Genomic DNA, 15,534 nt, shown 5'->3' with positions numbered 1-15,534 from the left:
CCAATTTCTGCCGTTCGATTTCGGAAACCCATTCTGCGGTTGGGACCCGTATTGCGGGCATTCACATTTGAAACTGTCTGCCACTCGTCCCGAATACTGTCGCAATCTACCTGCCTGTTACGCATCCAATGCTTCACGTATCGCGCGCGATTGACGGCACTCGGCGAGGCCGGGGCGGGTTACGAAATACACGGGCGCCGCAGAGCCACTCAGGCAAATGGCACGCTCTGAAAGCGCCCCATGTCGCGTTTTGGCGGCAAGTAGCAGTGCATCAAGTTCGTTGGACCAGATCAGTTCTACGTCATTGGTTGAACGTGTTTCCCGGATATAGGGGTCAAGCTCCTTTGAATGACGGGGCCATCCCTTTGGCAGGCGTTCAGCGACGACCGGATCAATACCCAAGCTCAACTTCCGACCGTTGAGCGCCGGGGCAACTGCTTCGGTCGCATCTGTCAAAACGTCGAAAGCCCGCGAAACCTCGGGGAGGTAAACCGCGCCTTCTGGTGTCAAAAGCAACCCTTGTGGCAACCGCCGGAACAGCGAAATGCCAAGAGACATCTCCAGGCGTTTCACCTGCTGACTGACGGCACCGGCCGTTACGCCAAGCTCTGCGGCCGCTGCCTTGAAACTCAGATGTCGAGCGGCCGCCTCAAAGGCCTTGAGGCCGTTCAGGGACGGAAATCGATAGGTCATAGCGCCTCCTAGCACGCATAGCCGGCGCGGTAGACTGAGATTTTCTAAGCCTCGCGCTCAATTTCTATCGTTTGAACAAAACCTGCCTATCCCCGCAAATCCTCTCAACAAACAGAAAGAGGGTCTTATGACGATCAGATACAATCCCCCAACCGGATGGCCACAACTTGGCCGCCCCTTCCATCATGGAGTGATCGAACCCAAAGGCCACGTTCTCCACATGACGGGGCAAGTCGCTTGGGACAAAGCAGGGAACGTCATTGGCGACGGCGACTGTGAAACGCAGGTCCGGCAATGCTTCGACAATGTCGAAAACATCCTGAAAGCCGTGGGTGGGCGCTTGGACGATATCGTGTCGTTGACGGTCTTCTACCTCGATCCGGCAGACATGCCAGCCATCCAAAAGGTCCGGGCCGAACGCCTGCGGTTGGAGCACGGCCCCGTCAGCATTCTCATTCAGGCCGCGGGGCTGATCACACCTGACCTCTTGGTGGAAGTCGCCCCCATAGCCGTGATCCCTGATGATCGCTTTCACGAACCAAGATACTGAGGCTGGATTGCCATGCACAAACATGAAGGTGTCAGAGCCATTCGCAGCTTGGACTACGTGATCCTCCTATGTGATGACCTCGCAAAGATGAAAGCGTTCTACCAAGGTCTTTTCGCGTTCCAAGTCGAAGAAGATTTCCCGGAACGAATGGTCTTCTTTCGGGTCGGCACGCTGTTTCTGGGTCTCAGGAAACGTGGCCGCCCCTACGATGGACCAAGCCTGCCGACGCTATCTGCATCCATTCAGATCAGCTTTCGTGTGCCGCCAGCTGACGTTGATCTCGCGTACGACCGGCTGGTCGAAGGCAAGATTGACGTGATCGAGCCTCCGACAAATCAGGATTGGCCCCACAGGACGCTGTTCTTCCGCGACCCGGAGCACAACATCATTGAAATCTTCGCCGACATTCACCCGCGCGAGACATTGGCTGAACCATCCGGTGCACATCAGGTTGTCGACTGAGGGCGGTTGCTGCGACTTGGGCCACATCCATGGGCGGCCCCTTCTTCGCCATGGCTAAAGGGCCCGATCAACATCGGCGTCCGCAAACCCGAACTCTGTCATCAATATCCGATGCTCCGCACCCCCGATGAAGGTGTTCAGAACTTGATCAACTTGGTTACGAAGGTCACTGGCCGAAAGCGCAAAAGCGAAGCACCCAAACGCTGGCTCCCTCTCCCGAAGCGGGACGTTCACAACGGCGAGGCGCGCGTCATCGTTCGACTTAAGAAAGCCCTCATGAGCGCGAGCAACACTGGCAAACGCACTGACCGTCCCGTCATACACCGCCTGCGCCGCATCTGTATAAGTCTCGAACACGTGGATCTGGCCGGGTGCCACGCCGAGGTCAAGGGCCGTCAAATGCTGTACCTGGTCTCGTATGACTGCGAGTTTCAGATCATCAGATGCGGCAAGGCTACGATATCCCGTTAAGCCCTGCGCATCCTCTGCCCGGACCAGCAATCCATCCGGCAAAGCCCAGATCGGCCTGCTGAACAAAGCAATGCGCTGCCGTTCAGGGGATACAAAAAGACCCGTGGTCATGTGCCAGTCGCCTTGGGCGAGACCGGGCAAAAGTTGGGCGAACTCGGTTTCAACAAACTCAATGTCGCCAAAGCCGAGTTGACCAAGGACGTACCGCGCCAACTCAACATCGCATCCGGTCACGGTTCCTGCGTCATCCACATAGTTGAACGGCGGCTCGATGAGATATGCGACCCTCATTCCACAATCACCACTTGCCCGTTATTGGCCCCGTCAACACATTTGCCGAATACCCGCCCCACCCGATCTTGGCCGGCAAGTAATGCTCCATAGCGGCGTTCAGACACATCAAGAAAGCCGGAGTTCACGACATTGATCCGCACTCCCGGAGGCATCTCAATCGCTGCACCCTTCACGACACATGCGAGCCCACGGCTTCGCGATGCGACCTCCAGATCACGATCCAACAAGCGGTTGGTCAACACGAAGGGGCTTTCGCATACGTTCCGCTTCATCCTCTCCAAGACACTGTTGATATGCCACGTCACCCTTTTCCCACGCCCCATTTTCGGTGATGCATCCATCTGCTCGGACAGCGGCGCAAATGCACCCTGCCCCACATCGCCCGAGGTGCGCATAAGACCAATTTTCACTTCAGATACATCTCATAGATTTCGAGCTTTCTGGTCAGAATGTCGTTGCAGCGATCAAGATCATCTCTGCGTTTTGCCAAGAGCCGCGCGTGATCGATAAGGATGGCCTTGCGATCCGGTATGGTCTTGTCCCCCTGCGCATAAAGCGCCGCAAACCGCTGCATGACTTTCATCGGCATGCCTGTTTCGCGAAGCCAATAGAGCAATGTCAGCCAATCGACATTTTCCGGCGAAAACCGCCGTTGCCCGTCTGGCCCGCGCGTCACATTCGGGATCAGCCCCTCTGCCTCGTAGTACCGTATTGTATCAACCTTGAGCCCCGACCGGGCCGCAGCTTCAGAGATGCGCATGGTTTCAAAAACTCCTGTCGGCTGGCAGATACCGGGCTTGAGTAACTCCAGGTCAAGAAGAAAACTGACAAAGAGGGATGGCCCTTAGCTGACCTGACAATTGCGAGAGTCGCTTTGGCGAAGTCCGCAGAGAAGGCATTTCCACGGCCAAATTGGACGAACTTTCGCGATATTGATGACATTGCAGGCCCCTGCTTCAAACTACGGCTTTGGCACCGATACGACTCCGCAGGACCGACACCTGATTGGACCGCACTGTTAGAACGCGAGCGAAGGATCATACGTGGCCCAACAGTGCGAAACTGGCCTGCTTGCGCGTACGGATCGTTCTTTCTATCGCGAGATGGGTCCTCTAGAAGAAACCCACACAGGTATTGCGGAATGTAATGAACTTACGAGACTTGGAATACGTCACAGCGGTTGCAAAGTGCGGCAACTTCAGTGTCGCAGCCAAATTGTGCAACGTGTCGCAACCCGCTCTGTCAAATCAGATCAAGAAACTCGAAAAAGAGCTGGGCACCGATCTGTTCCTTCGGCTCAGCGGTGAGGTAAGGCCAACGGCCTGCGGTCAACGCATCGTGAAAATTGCCGAAGAGATGCTGATCAGTGCCCAACGGATCAGAGACACGGCAACCGAGTTTCGCGACCCCGAAGCGGTGCCTTTTCACATTGGCCTGACGCCGACGCTGGCGCCATATCTGACGGACTACTTCTCGAACCTGTTCAGCGTCCTCTTTCCCCACATGCGGGTCACCATGATCGAAGACCTGCCGCAGAACATGTTGAAGATGGTCGAGGATCACAGCCTGGACGTGGCCTTGGTGGCGAAACTCAATCACAATCCGACGCTTGAATTCACGTCGATCTGGCAGGAACCTCTGTATTTAGCTGTGAACGAGGGCCACCCGCTTGCGCCCTTGCCATCCATCCGGCCAGAAGACGTGCCAGTGCATGACTTCATTCGTCTGCCGCATTCGTTTGGATACGAACTTGAAGAACGGCTACCGACACCCGACCAAGCATCGCGTGCGACCAAGAAATTCGACCTGACCGCGCTGCGTTTCGAGACCATTTGCCGACATATCTGTCATTCGGACGATTGCACCATTGTCTCCGCCCTAGCCGCCGAGCAGTTCCGCCAAGACAATTGGCCGCTGTCCTTTATCCCGTTCGAGGCCCCCGGCAACCTGCGCAACCTCGGCGCCGCGTCGCGATTGAACTGCCCCAGAAAGCCACTGCTTGCCAAGATCGGGGCCTATATTCAGGAAAACCCGCCCAAGGGCGTCACGCCAACATTTGTGGCGTGACGCGCATTTTTCCTACTCGATAAAGGTGCGGGCCAACCGATCGCTCAGCGGTTGGGTCAAGTAGCTGAGCGCCGTGCGTTCGCCCGTGTTCACGAACAGGTCGGCAGGCATGCCCGGCACCAGATCCAGTCTGGCCACGTCCTGCGGCTGAACGTCGTCCAGTTTGACACGCGCCGTGTAGTAGTAGTCACCGGTACGCTCGTCTTCGAGGCTGTCGGCAGAGATGTCGATGATGCGGCCTGCGGCCTCTGGCACATCGCCCTGATCAAAGGCCGACAGACGCACGCGTGTGGACTGACCGACATATAGCTTCTCGATGTCGGCTGTATTCACCCGCGCCTCGACCAGCAGCGGTTGGTCGATCGGCACGATGTCCAGAATGGGTGTCCCAGGGCGGACAACGCCACCTGCCGTGAAGACCGTCATCTCGACCACCCGCCCGCTGGCAGGCGCAGTGATCGCGACACGCTTCAGCCGCTCCGAGGCCCCGACAAACTGCGGCTCGAGCGTGGCAAGCGACGCGTCAATCTGCGTCAGTTCAGCCGAGGCCGCCTCTTCCCGCAATGTGCGTGCACTGATGCTGGCAAGGCGCAACTCGCTGATCTGGTTTCGCGCCTGTGCCTCTTGGGTCAACAGGGCCGCCTCCACGCCGATCAGCCGTTCGACCTCGACCCGGCGCGCATTCACCCGTGCCACCGCAACAAGACCTTTGTAGAGCAGAGTTTGCAGGTCCCCCAGCTCTTGGCGTGTGATGTCCAGCTGACGGGTATTGGAGGCGCGTTGCAATTGAATACCCCCGATTTGATCCTCAAGATTGTCGATGCGTTGCTCTGTCAGCGCCTCTTCGGCGTCGCGTGACCGGCGTACTGCATCAAACAGCAGCTTCTGAGTGGCAAACGCAGTGGCCCACGTTGCGGGTTCCAGTTCGACGCGCATCATCTGTTCGACGGATGCTTGATCAAATGTATCGGCGTCCTGCAATTGGGCCATCAGCCCGGCACGGCGTACCGACAAATCGCTCAGCTGGCTTTCAATCACGTCCAGATCGACACCCAGATCAGTGCTGTCCAGTTCCAGCAGGGTTTGGCCCGCTTCGACCAGATCACCGTTGCTGACAAGAATGTTGCTGACGATGCCGCCATCCAGATGCTCAACCGTCTTGCGGTTGCCTTCGACCACAAAACTCGCTTGGGCCACAACGGCGCCATCCAGTTTTGACGCGGTTGCCCAGTAAGCGGCACCGCCAAGGAAGCTGATGACGGCCAGCAGTCCAAAGATCACAAAACCGGTGATCCCTGCACCAGAGGCCTTGGGCTGAACGCGGTTATAGTCCTCAAGGCGCAGAACGCCGGTGTTGCGGGCGGGGGTGAGCGCAGTTGTCATTGTGCGGCTCCTTTCACAGTGGTGGTTTGTGCGCGGCGTGCAGCCAATTGTGCGGCGGCGGTCTGCGCCACGGCTGTCTCTTGCTGACGCGGTCGCAGGATATCCTGCTTGTCGCCAAAGCCGGTTTGCGCGCCTTTGTTGAGCGTCAGGACCTTGTTGACGGCTTCCAAAGTGCTGGGGCGATGCGTCATCACAAAGGTGATGGCCCCGCGCGCGCTGGCACCACGAATGGCGTTACGCAGTGCCGCCTCGCCCTGAGCATCCAGGTCCGAGTTCGGCTCATCCAGCACCAGAATGAACGGGTCGCCATAGAGCGCGCGGGCCAGTGCGATCCTTTGGCGTTGACCGCCTGACAGGTGGAAGCCGTTGCCGATCTCAGTGGCATAGCCATCGGGCAAGCTGCTGATCAGACCATGCACATCGGCGGCGACGGCTGCGGCCAGCACCTTGCTGTCATCGATCGACGTGGAAAACCGTGCGATGTTTTCGCGGATGGTCCCATCGAACAGATGGACGTCCTGCGGCAAGTAACCCACCAATTGCCCCAGTTCTTCGGGGTCCCACTTGGCCATGGGCGTTCCATCGAGGCGAATGGCCCCACGTTGCGGCATCCAGATCCCGGCCAGCATCTTTGCCAAGGTCGACTTGCCGGACCCGCTGTGACCGATCACGGCCAACACATCACCCGCCGACAGGGCAAATTCGATCCCACCGATGGTCGCGTTTTGGGCCAAGGGTGGACCCGCCTGCGCGATGGCGGCGTTCAACGAAATCTGCGGGCGTGGCAACGCCAGCCGCTTGGGTGGCTCGGGGTAGGCCTCAGAGAGGGCGCGCAGGGTTTTGTACGACCCACGCGCGGCGAGAAAGGTGCGCCATTGACCGATCAGCTGATCGATGGGCGCAAGTGCGCGGGCCAGCACGATGGTTGCGGCAATCATCACACCGGCGGTGGCCTGACCGCTGACCGCAAGGGCGGCGCCCAACCCCAACATGCCCGATTGCAAGGCCATGCGGGTTGTCTTGGACATCACTGAAAAGCTGGCCAGCCGGTCAGACACACGGGATTTCAGATGATGCGCATTGAGTTGCAGAGCTGTCCAACGCCGGGCGAGATCACCAGTCATACCCATCGCGTGGACAAGCTCTGCGTTCTGTTCACTCGAGGTGAACAAACCGTCGGACCTGACACGCGCTTGGGCGGCGTCTTGCATGGTGTCAGCAGAGCGCGCGTTGTTGATCAGGGCCATAAGTGTCAGGAACAGCGCACCGGCAAGGCCAAGCGCGCCAAGATAAGGGTGCAGCACATAGAGCACACCAAGGTAAAGCGGGATCCACGGTGCATCGAAAAATGCGACCAGAGTGGGCCCCGAAATGAAGTCGCGCATCCCGTTCACGTCCGCGGCGGGGTTGTCGCCACTGGACTTGCCTTGCACCCGGCGCCGGATCGAAGCCTGCAGGATCGGTGCGCCAATCTCCAGCTCAAACCGCGCGCCAAGGCGGCTGAGGATACGCATACGGATCAGGTCAAGAAGACCGGTGACAAGGAAAACACCACCCAGCAGGATGCTGAGGGCAATCAGGGTGTCCATGTTCTGGCTAGTCAACACGCGATCATAGACCTGCAACATGTAAAGGGGGCCGGCCAACATCAGCACATTCAGGATCATGCTGAAGAAGCCAATGGCGAAAAAGCCGCTGCGCAGCTTGCCCCATGCGGATTTGACTGTGGATTTTTTCTGAAACATTTGGGTGATCTCTTTTCAGGGTGAAGAGATGGCGACCTGTGCCGCCATCCCGGTTTGATGTGATCAGGCGATGAAGTCGTCTTCGGTGTTGAAGTTCTCGACACCTTCGAGCAGGACCGATCCGTTCTGACCGAGGGTCAGCAGAGCACCTGCATCGGTGTTTTCGACAACCAGCTGTTCGCCGAAGTCCGGGCCAAAGTCGGAGAAGTCCAACCGGTCCACACCAACTTCGAAATCGCCCACAGTGTCGTTGCCGAACAACCCTTCGAAGGTGAAGATGTCAGAGCCTTCGCCGCCCAGCAGCAGGTCGTCGCCCTGACCACCGTTCAGCAGGTCATCACCGTCTTCACCCGACAGGGTGTTGTCGGCATTGGACCCGGTGATGATGTCACCATCGTCCGACCCGATCACGTTCTCGATCGAGCTGAGGATGTCTGTCTCGACCACTTCGTCGATGACATCCAGACCGGACACACCCGTTGGGGCATCTGCGTCAATGGTTGCACCTGCGTCCACCAGCGTGTCCTGCGCGATGGGACCATTGATCCCGGCAGGTGCGTTGTGCAGGTGGATGGCCGACACGACACCCGGCACCGGGGTTTGCAGGTCTTCTTCGTTCAGGCCCGTTACGGTCAGTTCGGACGAATAGACAACCTGCCCCGTGGCTTCATCGACCGAGATGGTCAGTGTCGCCGTCCCCGTCGCTTCGCTGTCAGAGGTTGGGCCCGGTTCCTGGCTTGCGTCCAGTGTCGCCACCAGTTCAATGACACGCCCGTGCCCATCGCCCTCGTCGCTGACGACTTCGAACTGGCCCCGGATTTCACCGCCGGGGAAGTCCGAGGTGTGGATGTTGTAGTACAGGTTCCCGGCAAGGGCTTCTGATACAAATCCGGCTCCGTCATTGATGTTTTCGGTGGGTTGCAGCGACGCACCGACCACGACGTTTTCAACCGAAACCGTGAACCCGGTTTCGCGGGTCGCCGTGCCATTTCCGTTGGCCCCAAGGTTCACGGTCACAGCAACGTCCTGGTCAGAGAAGTCTGCCGTGTCGATGCCTGCGCCGCCTTCGATGAAGTCGTTGCCAAGACCGCCGACAATCACGTTGTCGCCCTGTCCGGCAATCAGAACGTCATCGCCTGCACCACCGTCGAGAACACCGTTGATTTGACCAAGGTCGACAACAATGTCTTCTCCGGCGCCCAAGAGCACGTTGCCATTCACCACGCCGTCGTCGTCGTTGACGAAAGTGACGTCGCCCGCTTCGGTTGCGTCGATGGCGTTGACCGTACCGGTGATTTCACCTTCGTTCAGGATCGCACCCAGCAGGTTCAGACCACCATCGATGCGGATACCCGCTGCGGCGTCGCTGTCTTCGGACCCGGCGATGACGCCTTCGTTCTGCACCAGACCGGCAAAGTTCGCGTCTTCCTGGTTGCTGAAGAGACGCAGACCGTCACCGACAGTGTTTCCTTCGACCGCGTCGCCACGACCTTGTAGCAGACCTTCGTTGAAGATGGCCGCCGATACGACATCCCCGTCCACATCGCCGGTTTGCAGCGACACGGCAGAGCCGTTGTTGCCAAGACCTGCATCCACAACGCCTGTGTTGGTAAAGGTGTAGTTGTCGGCCGTACCGTCGGCATAGACCGTGCCGTTGCGCTGATCGCCGGTGCCGAGGATCGAACCGGAGTTCACAACGTCCAGCCCTTCGCCGTCGATGTTCAATGCACGGCTGTCGGACGACACAGTGCCAGAGTTCACAAAGGACCCGCCTGTGTGATCACCCGTGCCAAAGTAGACGCCGTTCTGCACGCCGGAAATTGTCCCGGAGTTGCTCAACTCACCTTTGAAGTCGATGCCGTTGACGACACGCACACCGGCAACCGTGCCGTTGGCCCCTTCGGACGCGATGGCACCGGAGTTGTTGATGACAGCATCGGTGACGCCGACATCGCCCACGTTGCCGATCCGTATGCCGTCGCCCGCCAGCGGTGTACCCGCCGCGGCATTTCCACGACCTTGGATCGTCCCGGAGTTATCCAGCGTAAAGCTGTTTACCCCATCTGCGGCACCACCAATCTCGGCACCAAATCCGGAGCCCTGGTTGCCAACGCCCGCGTCGATGGAGCCGCTATTGACGACCGAAAAGTCATCTGCCGTGCCATCGGCATAGGCCGTCCCGTTGCGCTGATCCGCTGTACCAAGGATCGAACCGGCGTTTTCAACGCTCAGGCCCGTGCCATCGATGTTGAGTGCGCGGCTGTCCGAAGACACAACGCCGTTCTCTTCGTTGACGAAAACACCGCCGGTATGGTCACCCTCGCCGAAGTAGACACCGTTCTGAACACCTGCGATCAGGCCGGAGTTGGACAACTCACCTTGAAAGTTCACGCCATTGACGACACGCACACCGGCGACTGTGCCGTTGGCACCTTCGGACAGGATCTCGCCCGAATTGGTGATGGTGGCGTCGGTCGTGCCCGTGTTGCCGACATTGCCGATCCGCACGCCGTCGCCTGCCGGGTTGTTGCCCGCTGGCGCATTGCCACGGCCCTGAATGATCCCGTCATTGTCGAGCGTGAACGTGTTGGCACCATCCGCGGCACCGCCGATTTCGGCTCCGAAACCGGACCCCTCGTTGCCTTCACCGGCATCGATTGTTCCGCTTGCGAGGTTGCGCACGCTGAAATCATCCGCCGTACCATCGGCGTAGACAGTACCATTGCGTTGGTCACCCGTCCCCAGAATGTCGCCCGCGTTGATAAGATCAACGCCGGTCCCATCGATGTTCACCGCACGGCTGTCCGATTGGATCGTCCCAAAGTTCAGAACATCAAGATCATGCTCGGCATCGCCGATATAGAGACCATTGCGCACCCCTTCGATCACACCGGTGGATGTGTTCAGGATACGACCTTCGGCGGCAGCACCATCAGCGATACGGATACCTCCCGCCGTGCCGTTGTTGCTTTCGGACGAGATGAGGCCCGCGTTCACGATGTCCGTGTCAGACACCGTGCCCTCTGCGCCGTTGTTGATGCGAATGCCGTCGCCCGCACCGCCGGTGTTCGACGCCGCTTGGCCGCGTCCTTGAATGGCGGCGCCAAAGCCGTTGAAGACTGCGTTCGACACCACGTCGCCCGCTTCGTCACCGACCTGGAACGAAATGCCGGCGCCATCATTGCCATCACCTGCGTCGATAGTGCCGCCCGAGAAGTTCGAGATGCTGACATCTTCTGCTGTGGCATTGGTGTAGATAGTACCGTTGCGCTGGTTGTCGGTGCCGACAATGTCGCCAAAGTTGCGAACGCTGATGCCTTCGCCTTCGATCTCGACCGCACGGCTGTCGGATGAAATGACACCACCGCGGAAGTTGTCGAGCGTGCCCGAGCTGTTTGGCCCGCTGAATTCAACACCATTCAGTTCGCCGGCAATGCTGCCAAAGTTGCGAATGTCGGCGCTGGATCCGTCCGTCACTTCGATGCCTGTGGCACCTGCCCCATTGGCCTCGATGCTGCCCGTGCGGAAGTTAAAGACCTGAACGTCCTCGGCCTCGACCGAGACAGCGGACGGTGCGCCATTGGTCTCAACCTCGCCAAAGTTCAGGAACCGGGACAGGTCGTTGTTGAGAATGAACGCGGGGGTGTTGTCGACAACGGTACTTTGGAAAAAACCGTTGGTCAGTGTCTGTCCGTCGCGAACAGTTTCCTGCGCCAGAGACGAGGTCGTCAGCAACCTGGCGCGCAGGCTTGCAAGTAATTCGGAAAGCATGGGTGATCTCCGCTTGAGATTTGGTTGACGCGGAGATCAAACCAAGACCATGGCCTCTCCGCTGGTCCATCAAATGCGGGGGCGTGGGCGTATTGGAAATTCTTGGTCCGAATACTGGGTATAAGCTCAGGAAATAGTCACGAACCCTGTGATGGGCGCGAAATTTTTTCGTTCTTTAACAGTGTTTTAAACGACAAAATGACCGGGATTGAGTTATTCTCTGACGATTTTTCACGAAACTGTTTGCGGAGTTCATCAGAAAAGTCAGAGCCTGGCCGGTCAGACAATCCGATAAATGGCGGCAGCCCCGAGCCAACCGTTCGCTCCGCATCCGCCGACAACTCATCTGCAAAACAAACACCACCGTTCCCGGATGGTCTTGGGATTAGTTTCCACTGTTCCCCAAGTAGGGGCACGATTCACGGTTCAAAAAAGCAAGCGGTGAACATGTCTGATCTTTTCAGGCTGACCGACACGCGGATGGCGCGTCTTGAGCCCTTCTTGTGGTAACTCGATACGGCAGATGCCCAAAGATCTTCCTCTCTGCCACCGCAGCATCCGTCATCTACGTCAGTGGGTTCTGCCCCTAAACCCTTTTTAATGTCCGGCAGCTTTGTCTACAACGCCGACGTTGTTCATGGCTCTCCTATGAGGTTTCCGTTGGGCCTTCTTCTTCTTCTCCTGACTTCAACTCCGGCAATGACTTTCCCGTCGCAAAAACTAAAGTCACTGAACCTTCATCATCAACATAGGTCTCAATCTGCGTTGTAACGCCCTTGCTGGCCCAAACGTTCCTGACTGCGTCGGCAATACCGCCCGTGACCAAACTGTCGGCAACCTTGGCGCCGATGTTTACAACGACACTGTTGCCTCCGTCATGACCACTTTTCCACTGACCGCACTTAGCGCTGCCGATACTCCGGCGATAAATGGCGTTCCGGCTTTTGATCTTCTCGGGCGGCATACATATGCAGTCTCCCCAAGTGTCCCCACCGCTTTCGTGTGGTCCATCGTCTGCTTTGAAGAACTTGCAAGTGTTACATGTCATTCCAGCCATAGCCACCTACCCTGCTTTGTGTCGCCTGTTGATAGCATGTTTATTGGAACCACCCAAAATCTGGTTTGAGCCAATAGCCCAGATTGCAGCAAAGAGTATGAGGCTTGGGTGCGCGCAAACGAAAGACTGTGTAGCGCCCAGCATAAACTGCGGTGCCAATAGAATTGGCAATTCCAAGCGACTTACCGAACATACAGCCCGTCGGTTTGCCAATTTGGGAAAGGGTCTCGCACACAACTTTTCATCTATCTGTTCTTGAGCGTTTCCAGTTGGGTCGATAAGTAACAGTATGAGGCATCAGCTTGGACAGGGCATTCATCTACGCGCACCCATCGATCCATAAATATCGTCTGCACGCGCATAAATTCGAGCGCCTCATAGATGATGATCGAGGTTGACGCAGCGGTTTGTACTCTACCCAATGCAGTACATTTCGACACTGAAGAGAATAAACACGCATCTTATTGCGTACGGAGAGACCCATTATGCCAGCACAAGACGTCGTTACGTCCGAACTCGATGACCCTCTAGGTGGTTTGTACGTGACGGCATCGGGTTTTGGGGCTCCGAACGCAGTGTTCGGATACAACAGTGACACCGGTGAGATGGACGTTCTGACGACTGCAAGTGGTGAGGCATTTACCACCTATGGACGCGTCTTCCATGTCTTTGGGGAAAGTTTCATTGCTGGCGCAGTCCAGGGTGGGGTCGGAACTGAGCTGTACAGGATAACGGAAGACAACAACCTGGAGCTATTTCTTGATATTCGTGTCGGTGAACAGTCGTCGTTTCTGCGGGGATTAAACAGGGTTGGTCAATTTGGCGATACCCAGTTCTTCACCAGCAGGGCACGGATAGACAGTGACGCCTATCAAGAAGTCTATATCACAATGGATGGTGAGTTTGGATTGGTGGCGGACTTGCCTGAGAACACGGAGTTTTTCGTGAGGCCGAACTTGTTGGATGGGCATCAGCAAGTCGTCACGACGCAACCGACAGAAGCGGGCAACTTTGTCCCGGTCGTTTACTCTCCGGAACAGGACGCCTTTGTACCTTTTGGCCACGTAACAGATGAATTTTCTGCATCAACCTTTTCGGCACCCTATATCGATGATGGCGTTTTATACGTGCGCGTTGTCAGCCCGGAAGGTGACAACCGCGTCGTATTTCTGAATGAAAATAATGTCTGGCAAGATTTGACCGGCACACTATCCGGGTCCTTTGCGTGGGGCCCCTTCTTTGTTTTTGCCGCAAATGGCTATCATTTCTATCTCGGAAACTCCAACAGCCAAGGAATCGAGCTTTACCGCGTAGACCCTGAAAATGGTGAATTTGAATTTGCAACCAATACCCATTCGCCATTGCGCAGTTCTCTCTCTTTGATAAGTGTCTTGGAAATCGGTGATCGCGTTCTTTTTTACGCAGTATCAGGTAACCTTCAGGATACTTTGTATACAATCAACGAGGATGGTGATGTTGAGGAATGGGTCGGGAATATTCCGACCACCAACCATCCGGGTTTTCGTTACATCATCGACGTTGAAACAGGGAGAGTCTTTGAACCGGATTTTCTCAACCCATCAAACAGCCCCGATTACCTGTTTGTCGACGGTGCCTTGGTTCCTTTCCAACTTCCGGAAGGTGACATAGAGACCATAGACGTGTTGAACGGAGCCATTTTTGTTTCGACTCAGATGCCCGACGGCTCACATCAGCTATGGCACATCACATTGGATAACGTGTCCCAGCTTGTCGCAGAATTCCCCGAATATCCGTTCGGTCTGGACGTGACCCACGCAGACCACGTCTACCGGGAAGGGTCTTTGATCCTGCGGGCGGATGAGGATGATTTCGTTACTTCGCGTGCAGTTGACACAACGATCATCACGAGGGGTGGCGACGACACTGTCGTCGGGGGTAGCGCCAGGGATCAGGTCTATGGCGGGACGGGCCATGACAGCATCTCGGGCCATGGTGGCAACGATGTGCTGGACGGTGGAACAGGAGACGACATCGTGACTGGCGGTTCCGGTTCGGACACGCTCCATGGTGCCGATGGAAACGACACGCTCAACGGTGGCACGGGCAACGACAGCCTGTCGGGCGGTCGGGGAGATGATACACTGATGGCTGGCACCGGAGCCGACGCGTTGGATGGTGACCGCGGCTCCGATGTCATTGTGCTGACGGGTGCGACCTATCACACGTCCGGCTTTGAAGCCTTCAACATCAGCTCGGACACGCAGGTCGGCACCGGGGCGAGGGTAAATCTCGAAGGGCTTGTGCACATCGAAGCGGTGATCGATGGAGGCCTTGGAGCCGATATCGTTCAACTCAGTGAAGAAGGTGACGCGTTCTTCCTGCACGATGCCTTTTCCGGGTTCCATAGCTCGGTCGCATTGACAGAGGATCATGACGGCAACGCAAGCGCTGCGCGGTTTATCAACATCGAAGTTATTCGGGGCATGGGCGGTGACGACATCATCGACCTGACCAGCCCTGACTACAGCCTCGCCGGCGTGACGTTGTCGATCAACGGTGGCGCAGGCCACGATGTTATCTGGGGCTCGGATGCCAATGAGAACATTTCCGGCGGGAGCGGAAATGACACTCTTTTTGGAGGCACTGGGACCGATGTGCTGACAGGTGGCGAGGGTGCCGATGTTTTTGAGTTCACACGGACGTCAACGAACGCATCAGTCACCGATTTCGATCCAATCGGGGGTGACATTCTTCGCTTCTACAACGCAGGCGGAGCAGAGTTTGATACAGCAAGCGTCGCGCTCACGGCCCAGGGCATCCTGATTTCTTTTTCTGATGTCGCATCCGGCATAACGCAGACCCTTTCCATTGACTTGGCGCAAAGCCCCGCTGATTTTGAGACGACTCTTTCCGAGGTACTTGGTGCCTTGGAAATTCTCTGAACCCGTCATCTCCGGCAACATAGCGCCCCTTTTCGGCCACCAGCGGGCTCAACCAGGCCACAAATGAGCCGACACTGACTCACTGACTCACTGGCCATCTGTCCGCATGGCTGTCGC

Annotated in this window: 12 protein-coding genes; 4 read left to right on the top strand and 8 right to left on the bottom strand. The window is 57.2% G+C overall.

What is annotated here, in order from left to right; translation table 11 throughout:
• Nucleotides 1–117: 117 nt before the first annotated feature.
• A complete protein-coding gene (locus Q0936_RS20405; protein ID WP_363323262.1) occupies nucleotides 118–693 on the bottom strand; it encodes a LysR family transcriptional regulator in 576 nt (191 codons plus the stop codon).
• Nucleotides 694–820: 127 nt separating this feature from the next.
• Between Q0936_RS20405 and Q0936_RS15850 the strand changes: the two genes are divergently transcribed.
• Nucleotides 821–1,243, top strand: a complete 423-nt coding sequence (locus Q0936_RS15850) for a RidA family protein (protein WP_299378243.1) — start codon at nucleotides 821–823, stop codon at nucleotides 1,241–1,243.
• A gap of 12 nt (nucleotides 1,244–1,255) precedes the next feature.
• Nucleotides 1,256–1,705 carry a VOC family protein gene (locus tag Q0936_RS15845; protein WP_299292575.1) on the top strand — a complete coding sequence of 150 codons (450 nt, stop codon included), beginning with the start codon at nucleotides 1,256–1,258 and terminating at the stop codon, nucleotides 1,703–1,705.
• Between the two features lie 54 nt (nucleotides 1,706–1,759).
• Here Q0936_RS15845 and Q0936_RS15840 read toward each other — a convergent pair whose 3' ends face one another.
• From Q0936_RS15840 to Q0936_RS15830, 3 genes are read right to left on the bottom strand one after another with little or no spacing between them, the layout of a single operon-like run.
• Complete coding sequence (locus Q0936_RS15840; RefSeq protein ID WP_299292577.1) at nucleotides 1,760–2,467, bottom strand: transporter substrate-binding domain-containing protein; 708 nt, start codon at nucleotides 2,465–2,467, stop codon at nucleotides 1,760–1,762.
• Entirely contained in the window at nucleotides 2,464–2,880 is a 417-nt protein-coding gene (locus tag Q0936_RS15835) for a hypothetical protein (protein WP_299292579.1), read from the bottom strand. The genes Q0936_RS15840 and Q0936_RS15835 overlap by 4 nt, the downstream gene beginning before the upstream one ends.
• A complete protein-coding gene (locus tag Q0936_RS15830) occupies nucleotides 2,877–3,230 on the bottom strand; it encodes a MerR family transcriptional regulator (RefSeq protein WP_299292581.1) in 354 nt (117 codons plus the stop codon). The genes Q0936_RS15835 and Q0936_RS15830 overlap by 4 nt, the downstream gene beginning before the upstream one ends.
• A gap of 386 nt (nucleotides 3,231–3,616) precedes the next feature.
• Here Q0936_RS15830 and Q0936_RS15825 point away from each other — a divergent pair, with 386 nt between their 5' ends.
• The gene (locus Q0936_RS15825; protein ID WP_299292583.1) at nucleotides 3,617–4,537 is read left to right on the top strand and encodes a LysR family transcriptional regulator; all 921 of its coding nucleotides are present in this window, start codon (nucleotides 3,617–3,619) and stop codon (nucleotides 4,535–4,537) included.
• A gap of 12 nt (nucleotides 4,538–4,549) precedes the next feature.
• Here Q0936_RS15825 and Q0936_RS15820 read toward each other — a convergent pair whose 3' ends face one another.
• The 4 genes from Q0936_RS15820 to Q0936_RS15805 form a co-directional block, all read right to left on the bottom strand.
• On the bottom strand, nucleotides 4,550–5,920 hold the full coding sequence (locus Q0936_RS15820; protein WP_299292585.1) for an HlyD family type I secretion periplasmic adaptor subunit: 1,371 nt from the start codon (nucleotides 5,918–5,920) through the stop codon (nucleotides 4,550–4,552).
• Nucleotides 5,917–7,665 (bottom strand): type I secretion system permease/ATPase, encoded by a 1,749-nt coding sequence (locus Q0936_RS15815; RefSeq protein WP_299292587.1) that lies wholly within the window; start codon nucleotides 7,663–7,665, stop codon nucleotides 5,917–5,919. Before Q0936_RS15815 ends, Q0936_RS15820 begins: the two co-directional genes overlap by 4 nt.
• Nucleotides 7,666–7,728: 63 nt before the next feature.
• On the bottom strand, nucleotides 7,729–11,436 hold the full coding sequence (locus Q0936_RS15810; protein WP_299292589.1) for a CHRD domain-containing protein: 3,708 nt from the start codon (nucleotides 11,434–11,436) through the stop codon (nucleotides 7,729–7,731).
• Between the two features lie 646 nt (nucleotides 11,437–12,082).
• A complete protein-coding gene (locus Q0936_RS15805; RefSeq protein ID WP_299292591.1) occupies nucleotides 12,083–12,400 on the bottom strand; it encodes a hypothetical protein in 318 nt (105 codons plus the stop codon).
• Between the two features lie 578 nt (nucleotides 12,401–12,978).
• On the opposite strand from Q0936_RS15805, the gene Q0936_RS15800 reads away from it, so the two are divergent.
• Nucleotides 12,979–15,417, top strand: a complete 2,439-nt coding sequence (locus Q0936_RS15800; protein WP_299292594.1) for a calcium-binding protein — start codon at nucleotides 12,979–12,981, stop codon at nucleotides 15,415–15,417.
• Nucleotides 15,418–15,534: the final 117 nt, after the last annotated feature.

This window comes from uncultured Tateyamaria sp., from assembly GCF_947488715.1.
In the GTDB taxonomy this organism is placed as follows: Bacteria; Pseudomonadota; Alphaproteobacteria; order Rhodobacterales; family Rhodobacteraceae; genus Tateyamaria.
The sequence above is the reverse complement of the archived record's forward strand: the minus strand, read 5'-3'. Positions and strand labels throughout refer to the sequence as shown.

Bases quoted from the DNA above. Each gene is read 5' to 3' on its own strand.
- Q0936_RS20405 (WP_363323262.1), bottom strand. From the start codon at position 693: ATGACCTATCGATTTCCGTCCCTGAACGGCCTCAAGGCCTTTGAGGCG.
- Q0936_RS15850 (WP_299378243.1), top strand. From the start codon at position 821: ATGACGATCAGATACAATCCCCCAACCGGATGGCCACAACTTGGCCGC.
- Q0936_RS15845 (WP_299292575.1), top strand. From the start codon at position 1,256: ATGCACAAACATGAAGGTGTCAGAGCCATTCGCAGCTTGGACTACGTG.
- Q0936_RS15840 (WP_299292577.1), bottom strand. From the start codon at position 2,467: ATGAGGGTCGCATATCTCATCGAGCCGCCGTTCAACTATGTGGATGAC.
- Q0936_RS15830 (WP_299292581.1), bottom strand. From the start codon at position 3,230: ATGCGCATCTCTGAAGCTGCGGCCCGGTCGGGGCTCAAGGTTGATACA.
- Q0936_RS15825 (WP_299292583.1), top strand. From the start codon at position 3,617: ATGAACTTACGAGACTTGGAATACGTCACAGCGGTTGCAAAGTGCGGC.
- Q0936_RS15820 (WP_299292585.1), bottom strand. From the start codon at position 5,920: ATGACAACTGCGCTCACCCCCGCCCGCAACACCGGCGTTCTGCGCCTT.
- Q0936_RS15815 (WP_299292587.1), bottom strand. From the start codon at position 7,665: ATGTTTCAGAAAAAATCCACAGTCAAATCCGCATGGGGCAAGCTGCGC.
- Q0936_RS15810 (WP_299292589.1), bottom strand. From the start codon at position 11,436: ATGCTTTCCGAATTACTTGCAAGCCTGCGCGCCAGGTTGCTGACGACC.
- Q0936_RS15805 (WP_299292591.1), bottom strand. From the start codon at position 12,400: ATGCCGCCCGAGAAGATCAAAAGCCGGAACGCCATTTATCGCCGGAGT.
- Q0936_RS15800 (WP_299292594.1), top strand. From the start codon at position 12,979: ATGCCAGCACAAGACGTCGTTACGTCCGAACTCGATGACCCTCTAGGT.